A 14,076-nucleotide genomic window follows, 5' to 3' on the forward strand; every position below is an offset into this window, starting at 1 on the left:
CGCTTTCGTCGAGTGCCAAAATCTGGTTCATCCGTCCGGGAGGGACGACACACTTATGGCAAAGATCATCGCTTTCGACGAAGAGGCCCGTCGCGGTCTCGAGCGCGGCCTCAACACGCTGGCCGACGCCGTCAAGGTGACCCTGGGCCCCCGCGGTCGCAACGTCGTGCTCGAGAAGAAGTGGGGCGCCCCCACGATCACGAACGACGGTGTCTCGATCGCCAAGGAGATCGAGCTCGACGACCCGTACGAGAAGATCGGCGCCGAGCTGGTCAAGGAGGTCGCCAAGAAGACCGACGACGTCGCCGGTGACGGAACCACCACCGCGACCGTCCTCGCTCAGGCGCTCGTGCGCGAGGGCCTGCGCAACGTCGCGGCCGGCGCCGACCCCATCTCGCTCAAGAAGGGCATCGAGAAGGCCGTCAAGGCCGTCACCGACGAGCTCCTCGCCTCCGCCAAGGAGGTCGAGTCCAAGGAGCAGATCGCCGCGACCGCGTCGATCTCCGCCGCCGACCCCGCGATCGGCGAGCTCATCGCCGAGGCCATCGACAAGGTGGGCAAGGAAGGCGTCGTCACCGTCGAGGAGTCGAACACCTTCGGCACCGAGCTCGAGCTCACCGAGGGCATGCGCTTCGACAAGGGGTACATCAACCCCTACTTCGTCACCGACCCCGAGCGTCAGGAGGCGGTCTTCGAGGACCCCTACATCCTGATCGCCAACCAGAAGATCTCGAACATCAAGGACCTTCTGCCGATCGTCGACAAGGTGATCCAGGAGGGCAAGGAGCTCCTCATCATCGCCGAGGACGTCGAGGGCGAGGCGCTCGCGACCCTGGTGCTGAACAAGATCCGCGGCATCTTCAAGTCGGTCGCCGTCAAGGCTCCCGGCTTCGGCGACCGTCGCAAGGCGCAGCTGCAGGACATCGCGATCCTCACCGGCGGCCAGGTCATCACCGAAGAGGTGGGCCTCAAGCTCGAGAACGCGACCGTCGACCTGCTCGGCCGTGCGCGCAAGGTCATCATCACCAAGGACGAGACCACGATCGTCGAGGGTGCCGGTGAGTCGGAGCTGATCGAGGGTCGCGTGACCCAGATCCGTCGCGAGATCGAGAACACCGACAGCGACTACGACCGCGAGAAGCTCCAGGAGCGCCTCGCCAAGCTCGCCGGTGGCGTCGCCGTCATCAAGGCCGGAGCCGCGACCGAGGTCGAGCTCAAGGAGCGCAAGCACCGCATCGAGGACGCCGTGCGCAACGCCAAGGCTGCTGTGGAAGAGGGTGTCGTCGCCGGTGGTGGCGTCGCGCTCATCCAGGCCGGCAAGACCGCTCTCGCCAACCTCGAGCTCTCGGGTGACGAGGCCACCGGCGCGAACATCGTCAAGGTCGCCATCGAGGCCCCGCTCAAGCAGATCGCGCTCAACGCCGGTCTCGAGCCCGGTGTCGTCGCGAACAAGGTCTCGGAGCTGCCCGTGGGCCACGGCCTCAACGCCGCGACCGGCGAGTACGGTGACCTGTTCGCACAGGGCATCATCGACCCCGCCAAGGTGACCCGCTCGGCTCTGCAGAACGCCGCGTCGATCGCCGGTCTGTTCCTCACGACCGAGGCCGTCGTCGCCGACAAGCCGGAGAAGAACCCCGCCCCCGCCGGTGACCCGACGGGTGGCATGGACTTCTGATCCACGCCTGAGGTTCTGAACGCCCCCTCCTCCGGGAGGGGGCGTTCTGCCGTTTCGGGACGGTGTCGCCGGGCCGGGTCAGCGCGCCCGCCGCAGGGCCGTGAGGTGTCGCAGATGTACGCCCCGCGGGGCGTTCCGCGTGCATCTGCGCCATGTCAGCGCCCGTGCGGGCAGCGCGACACGGCGGGAGCGACGCGGCGGGGGAGAGCGCGGGGTCAGGCCTGCGGGGGCGGGGCGTCCTCGGGCAGGCGCTCCAGCGGCTGCGTCTCGATCGACGCGTGCTCGGCGGCCTCGCGGCGGTGCGCGAGCGGCAGCGAGACGCGGAACGTCGCCCCTCCGCCCGGGGTGTCGACGACCTCGACCGTGCCGTGCAGCAGGTCGACGATGGATGCCACGATCGACAGGCCCAGCCCGGACCCGCCGGTCTCGCGGGTGCGGGACGTGTCCGCCCGCCAGAACCGCTGGAAGATCTGCTCGCGGATCTGCTCCGGCACGCCCTCGCCGTGGTCGATGATCTCGATCCATCCCATGTCGGCGGCGGCATCCACTCCCACCCTCAGGCCGATGGGGGAGTCGTCGGGCGTGAAGCGCCGCGCGTTGCCGAGGAGGTTCGTGACGACCTGTCGCACGCGGTTCTCGTCGCCGAGGACGATGGGGGCCGGGCGGGGCGCGCCCAGGATCCCCGGAGAGGTCCCGCTCCCCGACGCGGGCGCGTCGACCGGGCCGGTCTCGCCGTTCTCCTTGGGGCGACGGCGGAACCGGGACAGCCGGGCGATCGCCATCGCCGAGGTCGCCGGCGCGGGCCGCCGGCGGGGCGCGGGACCCTCCTCCGCCGGGGTGTCGCGGGAATCGGATGCCGGGAGCGCCGAGCCGTCGAGCGACATGACCGGCAGCACGACGGCGTCGCGCGTCGTCGTGTCGTCCACCGTCACCTCGCGCTGCGGGGCGGCGGCGCGGACGTCGAGCGCGGCGTCGCGCGCGATCGGTCGCAGGTCCAATGGGATGATCGTGACGTCGCGGCGCTCGTCCAGGCGCGCGAGCGCGAGGAGGTCCTCGACGAGCGCGCCCATCCGGATCGCCTCCTTCTCGATGCGCTCCATCGACTGCGACACGTCCTGCTCGGAGCGGATCGCGCCCATGCGGTACAGCTCCGCGTACCCGCGCATCGTCACGAGCGGCGTCCGCAGCTCGTGGCTGGCGTCGCCGATGAAGCGCCGCATCTGCCGGACGGTCGCGTCGCGCTGCCCGAGGGCGCCGTCGATGCGCGTGAGCATGGCGTTGATGGCGGTCTTGAGGCGTCCCACCTCGGTGCCGGGCACGATGTCGGTGAGGCGCTGGCTGAAGTCGCCCGCGGCGATGTCCATGGCCGTCGTCTCCACCTGGCCCAGGCTGCGGAATGTCAACGTCACCAGCCAGCGCGTCAGGAGGGCACTGGCGATGAGGATCAGCAGCGCGACGAAGCCGTAGATGCCGACGTACGCCGCGACGATGCGATCGGTGGGGGCCAGCGGCTGGATCACCATCTGCGTGTAGACGGTCCCGTTGATCGTCAGCAGGTCGACGCGGGCGAGGAAGTGCTCACCCGTGTCCGGGTTCTCCAGATCGATCCGCTTGCCGAGGTCGAGGTACATCTGCTCGAGCGGGTACGTCTCGGGCAGCTGCGGCAGACCCTTGGCGTTGGTGCCGTTGTAGAACGCCTTGCGCTCCCCGTCCGGCGGCCCGTAGACCGCGACCATCGAGCCGATCTGCGCGACGTTGTCGACCTGCGTGAAGGCGACCTCGCCGTCCACCTCCGACCAGGTGAAGACGCTGCTCGCGACGCTGCTGGCCGCCTGCTGGCCGAGCTGCTCGTCCAGGCTGTTCACGAGCGTCGTGCGCAGGAACACCATCGTGCCGATCCCCGCCGCGAACAGCCCGACCGCCAGGAGCGTGACGGTGACGCCGGTGACCTTGGCCCGGAGGCTCAGCGCACGCCACCAGCGTGTCAGGGCGTCGTCGGAATGCGACAGGGGAGCCTCCCGGCTCAGGCGCTCTTACCGGACTTGAGCATGTAGCCGAAGCCGCGCTTGGTCTGGATGAGCGGCTCGGAGGAGTGCGGGTCGATCTTGCGGCGCAGGTAGGAGATGTAGCTCTCCACGATGCCGGCGTCGCCGTTGAAGTCGTACTCCCAGACGTGGTCGAGGATCTGCGCCTTCGACAGCACGCGGTTCGGGTTCAGCATGAGGTACCGCAGGAGCTTGAACTCCGTCGGGCTGAGGTCGATCGAGACGTCGCCGACGCTCACGTCGTGCGTGTCCTGGTCCATCGTCAGCTCGCCGGTGCGGATGACCGACTCCTCGTCGGCCTGCATCGTGCGGCGGAGGATCGCCTGGATGCGCGCGACGATCTCGTCGAGGCTGAACGGCTTGGTGACGTAGTCGTCGCCGCCGGCGTTCAGGCCCGTGATCTTGTCCTCCGTCTCGTCCTTCGCCGTGAGGAAGAGGATCGGCGCCGTGTATCCGGCCCCGCGCAGACGCTTCGTGACGCTGAAGCCGTTCATGTCCGGCAGCATCACGTCGAGCACGATCAGGTCCGGTTCCTCCTCGAGGACCGCCGAGATCGTCTGCGCGCCGTTGCTCACGGCCCGGACATGGAACCCGGCGAAACGCAGGCTCGTGATCAGCAGGTCGCGGATGTTCGGTTCGTCGTCCACAACGAGGATGCGCGGTGCAGTCATGTGCTCATTATCGTGACTGCACCCAGGGAACCGCTGGATATCGCACGAAACGCCGCGCCCTGCTATGGGTCAGGCGGCGACGGCCTCGATCCCGTCGGCATCCAGGATCGTGTACGCGTAGCCCTGCTCGGCGAGGAACCGCTGCCGGTTCTGCGCGAAGTCCTGGTCCACGGTGTCGCGGGCGATCAGCGTGTAGAAGCTCGCGGTGTGCCCCGACTGCTTGGGGCGCAGCAGGCGCCCGAGACGCTGGGCCTCCTCCTGGCGCGAGCCGAACGAGCCGGAGACCTGGATGGCCACGGACGCCTCGGGCAGGTCGACCGAGAAGTTCGCGACCTTCGACACGATGAGCAGGGAGATCTCGCCCACGCGGAAGGCCTGGAACAGCTCCTCCCGCTCCGACACGGGGGTCGAGCCGGTGATCTTCGGGGCGTTCAGCGCCTCGGCCAGCTCGTCGATCTGGTCGAGGTACTGCCCGATGACGAGGACGCGCTCCCCGGGGTGTCGGTCCACGAGCCGGCGCACGACGTCGATCTTGGCCGGGGCGGTGGCGGCCAGGCGGTACCGCTCCTCATCCGCGGCGGCGGCGTACTCGAGGCGCTCGCCGGCCGGGAGGTCGATGCGCACCTCGTAGCAGGCGGCGGGGGAGATGAAGCCCTGGGCCTCGATCTCCTTCCACGGTGCGTCGAAGCGCTTGGGGCCGATGAGGCTGAAGACGTCGCCCTCGCGTCCGTCCTCGCGCACCAGGGTCGCCGTCAGGCCGAGACGGCGCCGCGCCTGCAGGTCCGCCGTGAGCTTGAACACGGGCGCGGGCAGCAGGTGCACCTCGTCGTAGAGCACCAGGCCCCAGTCGAGCGCATCGAGGAGGGCGAGGTGGGCGTACTGGCCCCCGCGCTTGGCCGTGAGGATCTGGTAGGTCGCGATGGTGACCGGCTTGATCTCCTTCGACTGACCCGAGTACTCGCCGATCTCCTCGGGCGTGAGCGAGGTGCGGCGCAGCAGCTCGTCCCGCCACTGGCGCGCGCTCACGGTGTTCGTGACGAGGATGAGCGTCGTCGTGCGGGTCTCGGCCATCGCGCCGGCGCCGACGAGCGTCTTGCCCGCACCGCAGGGGAGCACCACCACGCCGGAGCCGCCCTCCGAGAAGGAGTCGACGGCCTGCCGCTGATACGGCCGCAGGTGCCAGCCGTCCTCGTCGAGGTCGATGGGGTGCGGCGTGCCGGGCGTGTAACCGGCGAGGTCCTCGGCGGGCCAGCCGATCTTGAGCAGCTCCTGCTTGATGTGGCCGCGGGCCCAGGCGTCGACGGTGTAGCTGTCGGGGGACGGGTGTCCGATGAGCAGCGGTGCGATGCGCTTGTTCCGCGACACCTCGCTCAGCACGGCCGCGTCCGTGGACCGCAGGACCAGCGCGCCCTCGTCGTCGCGCTCGATGACGAGACGGCCGTACCGGGTGACGGTCTCGCGGATGTCGGTGCTCACCGAGGCCGGCACCGGGAAGCGCGACCACCGGTCGAGCGTCTGCAGCATCCCGTCGGCGTCGTGGCCGGCGGCGCGGGCGTTCCACAGCCCCAACCGGGTGATGCGGTACGTGTGGATGTGCTCGGGCGCGCGTTCGAGCTCGGCGAAGACCGCCAGCTCGTGCCGCGCCGTCTCCGCGTCGGGGTGTGCGACCTCGAGCAGCACGGTGCGGTCGCTCTGCACGATGAGGGGACCGTCAGCCATAACGGTCGATTCTACCGAGGTCGCGCGTGCCCCCGGCGCGTCGGCGGGCGGATGGATGCCACCGGGGCGGCATCCCGGTCCTCAATCGACCAGCGCGACCCCGTCGATGTGCGACAGCGGCAGGGTGCGCTCGACGTCGGCCGCCTTGTCCCGCCCGCGCAGCCGTCCGCCGCCCAGACCCGTGGCCTCGAGGCGGAAGACGCGCGCGGATCCGTCGGGGAGCCGCACCGTCACGTCGACGACCGACCGCGTGCGGACGGCCTGGTCGAGCTCGCGTTCGAGCCAGGCGGCGTCCGAGTCGCCGACGCCGGCGCGCAGCCGACCGACGAGCGGCGCGTACACGTCCGCGGGGGAGGGGGCGGACTCGTCGGGGGCGAGGCGGGCGCGGTCCAGCGCCCGGGCGCGGCCGTCCGCGTCCACGGCGACCGCGGGGTAGTGCGCGTCGCTGAGCGCCCAGAAGACGACGTCGCGGTCCACGTGGGTGACGAGGTCGTGGCCGTCGGCGTCGTCGTCGACGGTGAGGGCGATGGACCGCAGGGACTGATCCACCTCCATGGCGCGCGCGAGGGTCGCGTCGTCGGTGCGGATCCGGGTCAGGCCGGACGCCTCGTCCCGGGCCACCTGCACCCGCCCGTGCTCGGCGGCGGACCGCTCGATGACGTAGGCCAGGGGCTGCGGCAGCCCCGTCAGCGACAGCCCGGTGAGGAAGTCGCGCAGCGACTCCGCGGTCTCGCCCGCCGTGATGGCGGAGCCGATCGACGCGGCGCTGAAGCGGTAGCTGGACGCCTGGGCGCGCGACTCCCGCGCCGCCATGCCGCGCAGGCGGACGTCGAGGTGCGGGGCCAGCGGTCCCGGCGCGATCGCCGTGAGGTCGTTCTGCAGGTACACGCGGTCCACCTCGGGCGGAAGCAGCGCGCGCAGGGCGTCGGTCTCGGCCGGGCCGCCCGCGGCGAGACCGCGGCTCCACGGCGTCTCCTGGCCGGCCGTGTCGATGAGCCCCCACGCGCGGAAGCGCGCGATCCACTCCGAGGCGTGCCGGGGACCGGTCGGGTCGAACGGCGCGGCCCCCGCCCAGAGGTAGGCGGAGACCCAGCCGCCGTCGGGCGAGCGGTAGGAGGAGGGGAGCGCGTCGCGCAGGGCGGCGGCGGTGCTCTCCCATCGGTCGAGCGTGGGCTTGCGCAGCCAGTCGCGACCGGCGCGGGTCACCAGCCACGCGCGCCCGTTCGAGCCGAGCAGACCGACGGCGGCGCCGAGGCCGACCAGCAGATCGGCGTCGTCGGGGGTGACGGCCGCTCCCGTCTCGACGAGACGACGACGTTCGCCGGCGCCGAGCGAGCCGGAGCCGATGCGGCCGAGAGGCGTCTCGAGGGCCAGCAGGAGCACGTCGGCGAGCGAGGCCGCATTCGTGAACGCGTCCTCGGCGGCGGCGGCCTCGCGCGGTGCCGGGTCCGAGGTCACGGCGGGGATCTCGGTGTCCGGGATGCCGTCCGGGAACGTCTCGCGGACGATCTCCGCGACGGCGGTGAAGGGCGTGCCGTCCTCACGGGCGAGGGCCCGGGAGATCAGGGCGTCGCGGGACTCGGGCGGGAGCGGGGTGCGCGAGGCCGTGGCATCCACGAGTCCCTGCGCCTCGGCGCGGTTGAGTGCGGGGAGCGCCCGTCCGATCGAGGCCGGGTCGAGGAGGGCGTCGGCCGCGTCGAACATGTCGCGCCACGTGGCGGTCGGCGACACCTCGCGGTCGGCGAAGAGGCGGACCAGCTCATCGTCGCGCATCGCGCCCAGAGAGACCGCCAGCGCACGTTGATCGGAGGTCTCGGACACGTCAGCGACCCTTGTTCGCGCGTGCCCTTCGCACGAAGCTCATGATGAGCACGGCCACCAGGCACGCGAACGCCACGGGAGGTGCGATGTAGATGAGGACGCCGACGGTGGGCCAGACGCCGGTGCGCATGTCGGCGCCGGTCGAGGAGCCGATCATGATCGCGAAGAAGCACACGATCGACAGGATGAGCAGGCCCAGCGACATGAACGCGAGGATGCGATCGATACGTCGGATCGGGACGTCTTCGCCGGGGGTGCGCGTGCTCATCGGGCTCAGCCTACTGCCTGGCGGCGGTGCCGTAGGCTGGGAGGCCGGGTCCCGATCGGGTTTCCCGCGTTCCATCGCGCGTCTGCGCGCACATCCCCAGCGAGGTATCCATGCCCACCGGCAAGGTCAGGTTCTACGACGACGAGAAGGGCTTCGGCTTCATCACGACCGATGACGGCCAGGACGTGTTCCTGCACGCCACCGCCCTGCCCGCCGGGACCCCCGGGCCGAAGGCCGGAACGCGTCTGGAGTTCGGCGTCGCCGACGGCAAGCGCGGACCCCAGGCCCTCTCGGTGCGCGTCCTCGAGGCGCCCGTCAGCCTCGCCAAGCGCTCGCGCAAGCCCGCGGACGACATGGCCATCATCGTCGAGGACCTCGTCAAGCTGCTCGACGGCATCGGCGGCGACCTGCGTCGCGGCCGGTACCCCAGCGGCGCGCACGCGAAGAAGATCGCCGCCGTGCTGCGCAAGGTCGCCGATGACTTCGAAGCCTGAGCAGCCGGTCGACCCGCGCCTGCTCGACGCCCACGACCTCGCCCTCGCCGCCCTGCGGGAGATCACGCCGGAGTCCAGCATCGGCCCGGCGGCCGGTTACGTCGTCGAGGACGACGGGGTCGTCTCGCTGCGCTTCCTCACCCGTCTCGCCGGCTACCCCGGCTGGCACTGGACCGTGACCGTCGCCGTCGTCGAGGACGCCGAGCCGACGGTGCTGGAGGTCGAGCTGCTGCCCGGTGAGGGGGCGCTGCTGGCTCCCGAGTGGATCCCGTGGGCGACCCGGCTCGCCGAGTACCAGGCGGCGCAGGCGGCGGCGGCCGAGTCGGACGACGCGGATGTCGACGACCTCGACGACGACGAGTCGGATGCCGAGGACGAGGACGAGGACGAGGACGACCCGGACGACGAGTCCGACGACGACGAGCCCCGGGCGCGCCTGCACGCCGGCGATCTCGACGGCGTCGACATCGACGAGCTCGACGTGGATGCCGCGGACGACGAGTCCGATGAGGAGTCCGACGACGACGACGCCGCAGACGGCGAGGACGACGGCGACGAGGACGACCCGGACGACGACGGCGACGACGATGCGGACGACGACGGCGACGACGCGGACGACGAGTCCGGTGACTCCGACGACGACGAGTCGGACGATGACGAGTCGGACGACGACGAGCGCGAACGCAGCTACTGACCGAGACGACGAAGGCCGCCCCCGAGAAAGAGGGCGGCCTTCGTCATGTCCATCGGTGACGGGTCAGGCGCCGACGCGCAGACCCTCCACGGTGTAGTCGATCGCGCCGATGAGCTTCCGGACGTCCTCCGGCTCGATCGACACGAACGTGGCGACGCGCAGCTGGTTGCGTCCGAGCTTGCGGTAGGGCTCGGTGTCGACGATGCCGTTCGCGCGCAGGCTCTTCGCGACGGCCGCCGCGTCGACGGACTCGTCGAAGTCGACGGTCACGACGACGGGGGAGCGGTCCGCGGGGTCCGCGACGAAGGGCGTGGCGACGGTGCTGCCCTCGGCCCACTCGTAGAGCGCCGAGGAGGACTCCGCCGTCCGCGCGCCGGCCCACGCCAGGCCTCCGTTGTCGAGGATCCAGCCCAGCTGGTCGTCGAGCAGCAGCAGCGTGGCGAGCGCCGGGGTGTTGAGCGTCTGCTGCAGGCGCGAGTTGTCGACCGCGTTCTTGAGGCTGAGGAACTCGGGGATGTAGCGGTCCGACGCGGCGATCCGCTCGATGCGCTCGAGCGCCGCGGGCGAGACGGCGGCGTACCAGAGGCCGCCGTCCGAGCCGAGGTTCTTCTGGGGCGCGAAGTAGTAGACGTCGGCCTCCGCCACATCGAAGTCGATGCCGCCGGCGGCGCTGGTCGCGTCGATGACCGTCAGGGCGCCGTCGTCGCCGTGGACGCGGCGGACGGGGGCGGCGACACCGGTCGAGGTCTCGTTGTGCGGCCAGGCGTAGACATCCACGCCCTCGACGGCCTCGGCGACGGCGGACGTGCCGGGCTCGGCGCGGCGGACGTCGGGGGCCTGCAGCCACGGGGCGCCGGCGGCGGCGGCGAACTTGCCGCCGAACTCGCCGAAGACGAGGTTCTGGCTGCGCTTCTCGATGAGGCCGAAGGCGGCGGCGTCCCAGAACGCGGTGGACCCGCCGTTGCCGAGGATGATCTCGTACCCGTCGGGCAGGCGGAACAGCTCGGCCAGACGCTCGCGCGTGCTGGCGACGAGGTCCTTGACCGGGGCCTGACGGTGCGAGGTGCCGAGGATGGTGGCACCCCGGGTGACGAGCGCCTCGAGCTGCGCACCGCGCACCTTGGAGGGGCCGCACCCGAAGCGGCCGTCGGTGGGCAGGAGTTCGGTGGGGAGGTCCACGTGCGGCATGGCTCGATTCTAGGACGCACGCCTCGGCCGTCCCGCCTTCATGTCGGGGCGGGTCGGTAGGCTGGGAGGACTTGCCGCGCGACGCCGAGGGAACCCCCGAATGACCGATCTGATCGACACCACCGAGATGTATCTGCGCACCATCCTCGAGCTCGAGGAGGAGAACATCGTTCCCCTGCGGGCGCGCATCTCCGAGCGCCTCGGGCACTCCGGTCCGACGGTGTCGCAGACCGTCGGGCGCATGGAGCGCGACGGTCTCGTCGTCGTGTCCGAGGACCGCCGGCTCGAGCTCACCGACGACGGCCGTCAGAAGGCGGTGGACGTCATGCGCAAGCACCGTCTCGCCGAGCGGCTGCTCAGCGATGTCATCGGCCTGGACTGGGCCTACGTGCACGACGAGGCCTGCCGGTGGGAGCACGTCATGAGCGAGCAGGTGGAACGCCGCCTCGTCGAGCTGCTCGGGCATCCCACCGAGTCGCCCTACGGCAACCCCATCCCCGGCCTCGACCAGCTGGGCGACATCCCCGGCGCCACCTTCGAGGAGGGCGTCGTCGGTCTGGTCAAGAAGCTCAACGAGGCCGGCCAGCCCATCTCCGGCACCGTCCGTCGGCTCGCCGAGCCGGCGCAGGTCGACCCGGAGCTCCTGCAGCAGTTCAAGGCCGCCGGCGTCGTCCCCGGGGCCCGCGGCGAGTACCGCTTCAACGAGGGCTACGTCCTCGTGCAGATGGACGAGTCCGAGGAGGGGCTCGAGCTTCCCGTCGAGGTCGCCTCGCACATCTTCCTCGTGGCCGACGCCTGACCCGTTCGCGCACGGGCGGTCGGGGGAGTTCTCCGCCGGTCGCCCTGCAACCCGAACGGTCCCTGGGGAAAGCGTCGGGTGCGTGACATGTTCGTTATATTCGGGTAGCCTCAGAGGGTCCACAGGCGAGAAGCCCGCCGTCGGACCCCTCGCAGTCTGCCTCATCGGCTCGTCGTCTGCAGAGGGTGAAGCCCGCATCGTGCCCCATCGAGTGCTGACGAGCCAGCGTGTGACCGCGCAGAGGCGCCGGAGGAACTTTGGCTGAACACACCGATCCCGTCGAGGGCCTGCCCGAGGTCCCGTCGACGGGTCTGACCCGCAGAGCGCGCACCACCGCCGCCCGCTCGACCGCCGCACCGTCCCGCGAGCGCCGCGCTCCCGCGACGAGCGCCCCCGCTTCGCCCCGCACCCCGCGGCGCGGCGCCAAGCCGCTGCGCAGCGCCGTCATCCTGTCGATGGTCGCCGGCCTCGTCGCGACGGTCGCCATCCCGGCGTACGCCGCGTCGCTGCCCTCGGCCGACACCATGACGCTGCAGCAGATGTCGGCCCCCGACAACCAGTCGCTCGTGGTCGCGTCCGACGTCTCGGCGCAGACGCTCGACCGCAGCAGCTACTCGGCCACGACCGCCGAGGAGATCCAGAAGAAGAAGGATCAGGAGGCCGCCGCCGCCGCTGCCGCGGAGCGTGCCCGCGAGGCTGCCGAGCGCGCCGCGCAGGCGGCCACCAGCGCGCCGACCAGCGTCTCCTCCGTCGACCTCAACATGACGGCCCCCGGGTCGGGCGAGGTCCGCTGGCCCCTGTCGAGCTACACGCTCGGTCGCGGCCTCTGGGACTCCGGCTACCACCAGGGCGTCGACCTCCTCGCGCCCGGCGGTCAGCCGATCTTCGCCGCCGCCGCCGGCGTCGTCCGCGTCTCCCAGGAGAGCTACGGCGGCTACGGCGTCGCCGTGACGATCGATCACGTCATCAACGGCCAGCGCGTGTCGACGCTGTACGGCCACATGACCTACGGCAGCCGCGTCGTCCAGTCGGGTCAGACGGTCGCCGCCGGTCAGCTGATCGGCCTCGTCGGCTCCACCGGCAGCTCGACCGCCAACCACCTGCACTTCGAGGTGCACATCAACGGTTCCGTGGTCGACCCCTACGCCTGGCTGCAGCAGAACGCGAGCTGAGCCCGCCAGACCTCGACGGCGTGTCGGAGACATGAGTTCTCCGACACGCCGTCTTCTGTTTCCCGACGCGTCGGACCCCGGGCGTGTCGCAGTGGGTTAGCCTGTCCTCGACGTCGGGAGAACCGGAGGGACCGCCGATGGACGACATGCCTCGCATCCGCACCATGGATGCGCTCGGGCTGCTCGTCCTCCGGCATCGTGTGAGCGGATGCCGCGGGATCGCCGCGACCTCCAGGGCGCTGTCTGTGTGACAGCGCCCTTTTTCATACCCCTGCCGCCCCTCCCGCCGTCGCGAGTCGAACATCCGAGAAGCCGTCTCGGCCATTCGAGAGGACAGGAAATGCGCACTCTTGTGCTGAACGCGGGATACGAACCGCTGGCCGTCGTGTCGTTCAAGCGAGCCCTCGTGCTCGTGATGAACGAGAAGGCCACCGTCGTCGAGTGCATCGACGGCGATCCGGTGTGGACGGCTGCGTCCACGTACGATCGCCCGGCGGTGATCATCCTGACGCGCTATGTGCGCGTGCCCGGTGCCCGTCGCGTCCCCGTCACCCGTCGCGGGGTGCTGCGACGCGACGCCCACCGCTGCGCGTACTGCGGCAAGGCGGCATCCACGATCGATCACGTCCAGCCGCGCTCGCGCGGGGGCAAGGACACGTGGGAGAACCTCGTGGCCTGCTGCCTGCGGTGCAACAACGTCAAGGGCGATCGGACCCCGGCCGAGATGGCGTGGGAGCTCCGGCTCGTCCCGGGCCCTCCCCGGGGATCCTCCTGGACGGTGCGCGGGGTGGACAAGTCGGACCCGCGCTGGGAGCCGTACCTGGCTCTGGCCGCCTGACCTCGCCCGCCGCGTCCGAGGAACCGCCTGCCCGAAGACGTCGGCGCCGAGTGGCGGTGATCCGTCGGTCGACGTCCGTCCGGACACTCGAGGCGCCGGGCCGGCGGGTGATGTGATGAGGGCATGACACGCGCTCTCCTCGTCATCGACATGCAGCAGGGATTCGACGACCTCGCCTTCTGGGGCGCCACGACCAACCCCGACTGCGAGGAGAACGTCGCCGCCCTGATCGAGCACTGGCGTCGCACCGGCGAGCCCGTCGTCGTCGTCCGGCACGACTCGGTCTCGCCCGGGTCCCCGCTGCATCCGTCGTCGCCGGGCAACGCCCTCGTGGCCGCGGTCGCGGCTGCCGAGGCGGACGTCCTCGTCACCAAGCAGGTGAACTCGGCGTTCTACGGGGAGCCCGACCTCCACGCGTGGCTGGGGGAGCGCGGCATCCAGGAGGTCGTCGTCTGCGGCATCCAGACCAACATGTGCGTCGAGACGACCGCGCGGATGGCGGGCAACCTCGGTTACGACACGACGGTCGTGCTGGATGCCACGCGCACGTTCGACCTGGACGAGGAGGTCGCGGGGGTCGGTCGCGTCACGCGGACGGCTGCGGACCTCATGGCCGGGACCGCGCTGGTCCTGCAGGGCGGCGGGTTCGCGCGTGTCGTGCGGACCGCGGACCTGGTCTGACGACGGCCGCG

The 14,076-nt window shown here is 71.0% G+C and carries 13 protein-coding genes; 7 read left to right on the forward strand and 6 right to left on the reverse strand.

Annotated features, from left to right (window positions below; all coding sequences use genetic code 11):
- The first annotated feature begins 55 nt into the window (after nucleotides 1-55).
- Complete coding sequence (gene groL / locus MRBLMI1_RS00715; RefSeq protein ID WP_367726221.1) at nucleotides 56-1,675, forward strand: chaperonin GroEL; 1,620 nt, start codon at nucleotides 56-58, stop codon at nucleotides 1,673-1,675.
- Between the two features lie 215 nt (nucleotides 1,676-1,890).
- Here groL and MRBLMI1_RS00720 read toward each other — a convergent pair whose 3' ends face one another.
- From MRBLMI1_RS00720 to MRBLMI1_RS00740, 5 genes are all read right to left on the reverse strand, one after another.
- Entirely contained in the window at nucleotides 1,891-3,564 is a 1,674-nt protein-coding gene (locus tag MRBLMI1_RS00720) for a sensor histidine kinase (RefSeq protein ID WP_367726222.1), read from the reverse strand.
- 134 nt (nucleotides 3,565-3,698) lie between these two features.
- Nucleotides 3,699-4,391 carry a response regulator transcription factor gene (locus MRBLMI1_RS00725; protein WP_367726224.1) on the reverse strand — a complete coding sequence of 231 codons (693 nt, stop codon included), beginning with the start codon at nucleotides 4,389-4,391 and terminating at the stop codon, nucleotides 3,699-3,701.
- 69 nt (nucleotides 4,392-4,460) lie between these two features.
- The gene (locus tag MRBLMI1_RS00730; RefSeq protein ID WP_367726225.1) at nucleotides 4,461-6,110 is read right to left on the reverse strand and encodes a DNA repair helicase XPB; all 1,650 of its coding nucleotides are present in this window, start codon (nucleotides 6,108-6,110) and stop codon (nucleotides 4,461-4,463) included.
- 81 nt (nucleotides 6,111-6,191) lie between these two features.
- On the reverse strand, nucleotides 6,192-7,931 hold the full coding sequence (locus MRBLMI1_RS00735; RefSeq protein WP_367726226.1) for a helicase-associated domain-containing protein: 1,740 nt from the start codon (nucleotides 7,929-7,931) through the stop codon (nucleotides 6,192-6,194).
- A 1-nt stretch (nucleotide 7,932) separates the two neighbouring features.
- Complete coding sequence (locus MRBLMI1_RS00740; protein WP_367726227.1) at nucleotides 7,933-8,199, reverse strand: multidrug ABC transporter ATPase; 267 nt, start codon at nucleotides 8,197-8,199, stop codon at nucleotides 7,933-7,935.
- A gap of 110 nt (nucleotides 8,200-8,309) precedes the next feature.
- Between MRBLMI1_RS00740 and MRBLMI1_RS00745 the strand changes: the two genes are divergently transcribed.
- The gene (locus tag MRBLMI1_RS00745; RefSeq protein ID WP_367726229.1) at nucleotides 8,310-8,693 is read left to right on the forward strand and encodes a cold-shock protein; all 384 of its coding nucleotides are present in this window, start codon (nucleotides 8,310-8,312) and stop codon (nucleotides 8,691-8,693) included.
- Nucleotides 8,677-9,387 (forward strand): DUF3027 domain-containing protein, encoded by a 711-nt coding sequence (locus MRBLMI1_RS00750; RefSeq protein WP_367726231.1) that lies wholly within the window; start codon nucleotides 8,677-8,679, stop codon nucleotides 9,385-9,387. The genes MRBLMI1_RS00745 and MRBLMI1_RS00750 overlap by 17 nt, the downstream gene beginning before the upstream one ends.
- A gap of 63 nt (nucleotides 9,388-9,450) precedes the next feature.
- On the opposite strand, the gene serC is transcribed toward MRBLMI1_RS00750, so the two are convergent.
- Nucleotides 9,451-10,575, reverse strand: coding sequence for a phosphoserine transaminase (serC, locus tag MRBLMI1_RS00755; RefSeq protein ID WP_367726232.1), 1,125 nt, complete (start codon nucleotides 10,573-10,575; stop codon nucleotides 9,451-9,453).
- Nucleotides 10,576-10,675: 100 nt separating this feature from the next.
- On the opposite strand from serC, the gene MRBLMI1_RS00760 reads away from it, so the two are divergent.
- From MRBLMI1_RS00760 to MRBLMI1_RS00775, 4 genes are all read left to right on the forward strand, one after another.
- Nucleotides 10,676-11,374: a metal-dependent transcriptional regulator gene (locus MRBLMI1_RS00760; RefSeq protein ID WP_367726233.1), complete on the forward strand. Its 699-nt coding sequence runs from the start codon at nucleotides 10,676-10,678 to the stop codon at nucleotides 11,372-11,374.
- A 257-nt stretch (nucleotides 11,375-11,631) separates the two neighbouring features.
- Entirely contained in the window at nucleotides 11,632-12,546 is a 915-nt protein-coding gene (locus MRBLMI1_RS00765; protein ID WP_367726234.1) for a M23 family metallopeptidase, read from the forward strand.
- Between the two features lie 340 nt (nucleotides 12,547-12,886).
- Nucleotides 12,887-13,384, forward strand: a complete 498-nt coding sequence (locus MRBLMI1_RS00770; protein WP_367726235.1) for an HNH endonuclease — start codon at nucleotides 12,887-12,889, stop codon at nucleotides 13,382-13,384.
- A 123-nt stretch (nucleotides 13,385-13,507) separates the two neighbouring features.
- A complete protein-coding gene (locus MRBLMI1_RS00775; RefSeq protein WP_367726236.1) occupies nucleotides 13,508-14,065 on the forward strand; it encodes a cysteine hydrolase family protein in 558 nt (185 codons plus the stop codon).
- Nucleotides 14,066-14,076: the final 11 nt, after the last annotated feature.

The organism is Microbacterium sp. LMI1-1-1.1 (assembly GCF_040815675.1).
In the GTDB taxonomy this organism is placed as follows: domain Bacteria; phylum Actinomycetota; class Actinomycetes; order Actinomycetales; family Microbacteriaceae; genus Microbacterium.

Coding starts and splice junctions, on each gene's coding strand:
- serC (WP_367726232.1), bottom strand. CDS start 10,575: ATGCCGCACGTGGACCTCCCCACCGAACTCCTGCCCACCGACGGCCGC.
- MRBLMI1_RS00745 (WP_367726229.1), top strand. CDS start 8,310: ATGCCCACCGGCAAGGTCAGGTTCTACGACGACGAGAAGGGCTTCGGC.
- MRBLMI1_RS00720 (WP_367726222.1), bottom strand. CDS start 3,564: ATGGTGTTCCTGCGCACGACGCTCGTGAACAGCCTGGACGAGCAGCTC.
- MRBLMI1_RS00750 (WP_367726231.1), top strand. CDS start 8,677: ATGACTTCGAAGCCTGAGCAGCCGGTCGACCCGCGCCTGCTCGACGCC.
- MRBLMI1_RS00730 (WP_367726225.1), bottom strand. CDS start 6,110: ATGGCTGACGGTCCCCTCATCGTGCAGAGCGACCGCACCGTGCTGCTC.
- MRBLMI1_RS00775 (WP_367726236.1), top strand. CDS start 13,508: ATGACACGCGCTCTCCTCGTCATCGACATGCAGCAGGGATTCGACGAC.
- MRBLMI1_RS00740 (WP_367726227.1), bottom strand. CDS start 8,199: ATGAGCACGCGCACCCCCGGCGAAGACGTCCCGATCCGACGTATCGAT.
- MRBLMI1_RS00760 (WP_367726233.1), top strand. CDS start 10,676: ATGACCGATCTGATCGACACCACCGAGATGTATCTGCGCACCATCCTC.
- groL (WP_367726221.1), top strand. CDS start 56: ATGGCAAAGATCATCGCTTTCGACGAAGAGGCCCGTCGCGGTCTCGAG.
- MRBLMI1_RS00770 (WP_367726235.1), top strand. CDS start 12,887: ATGCGCACTCTTGTGCTGAACGCGGGATACGAACCGCTGGCCGTCGTG.
- MRBLMI1_RS00725 (WP_367726224.1), bottom strand. CDS start 4,391: ATGACTGCACCGCGCATCCTCGTTGTGGACGACGAACCGAACATCCGC.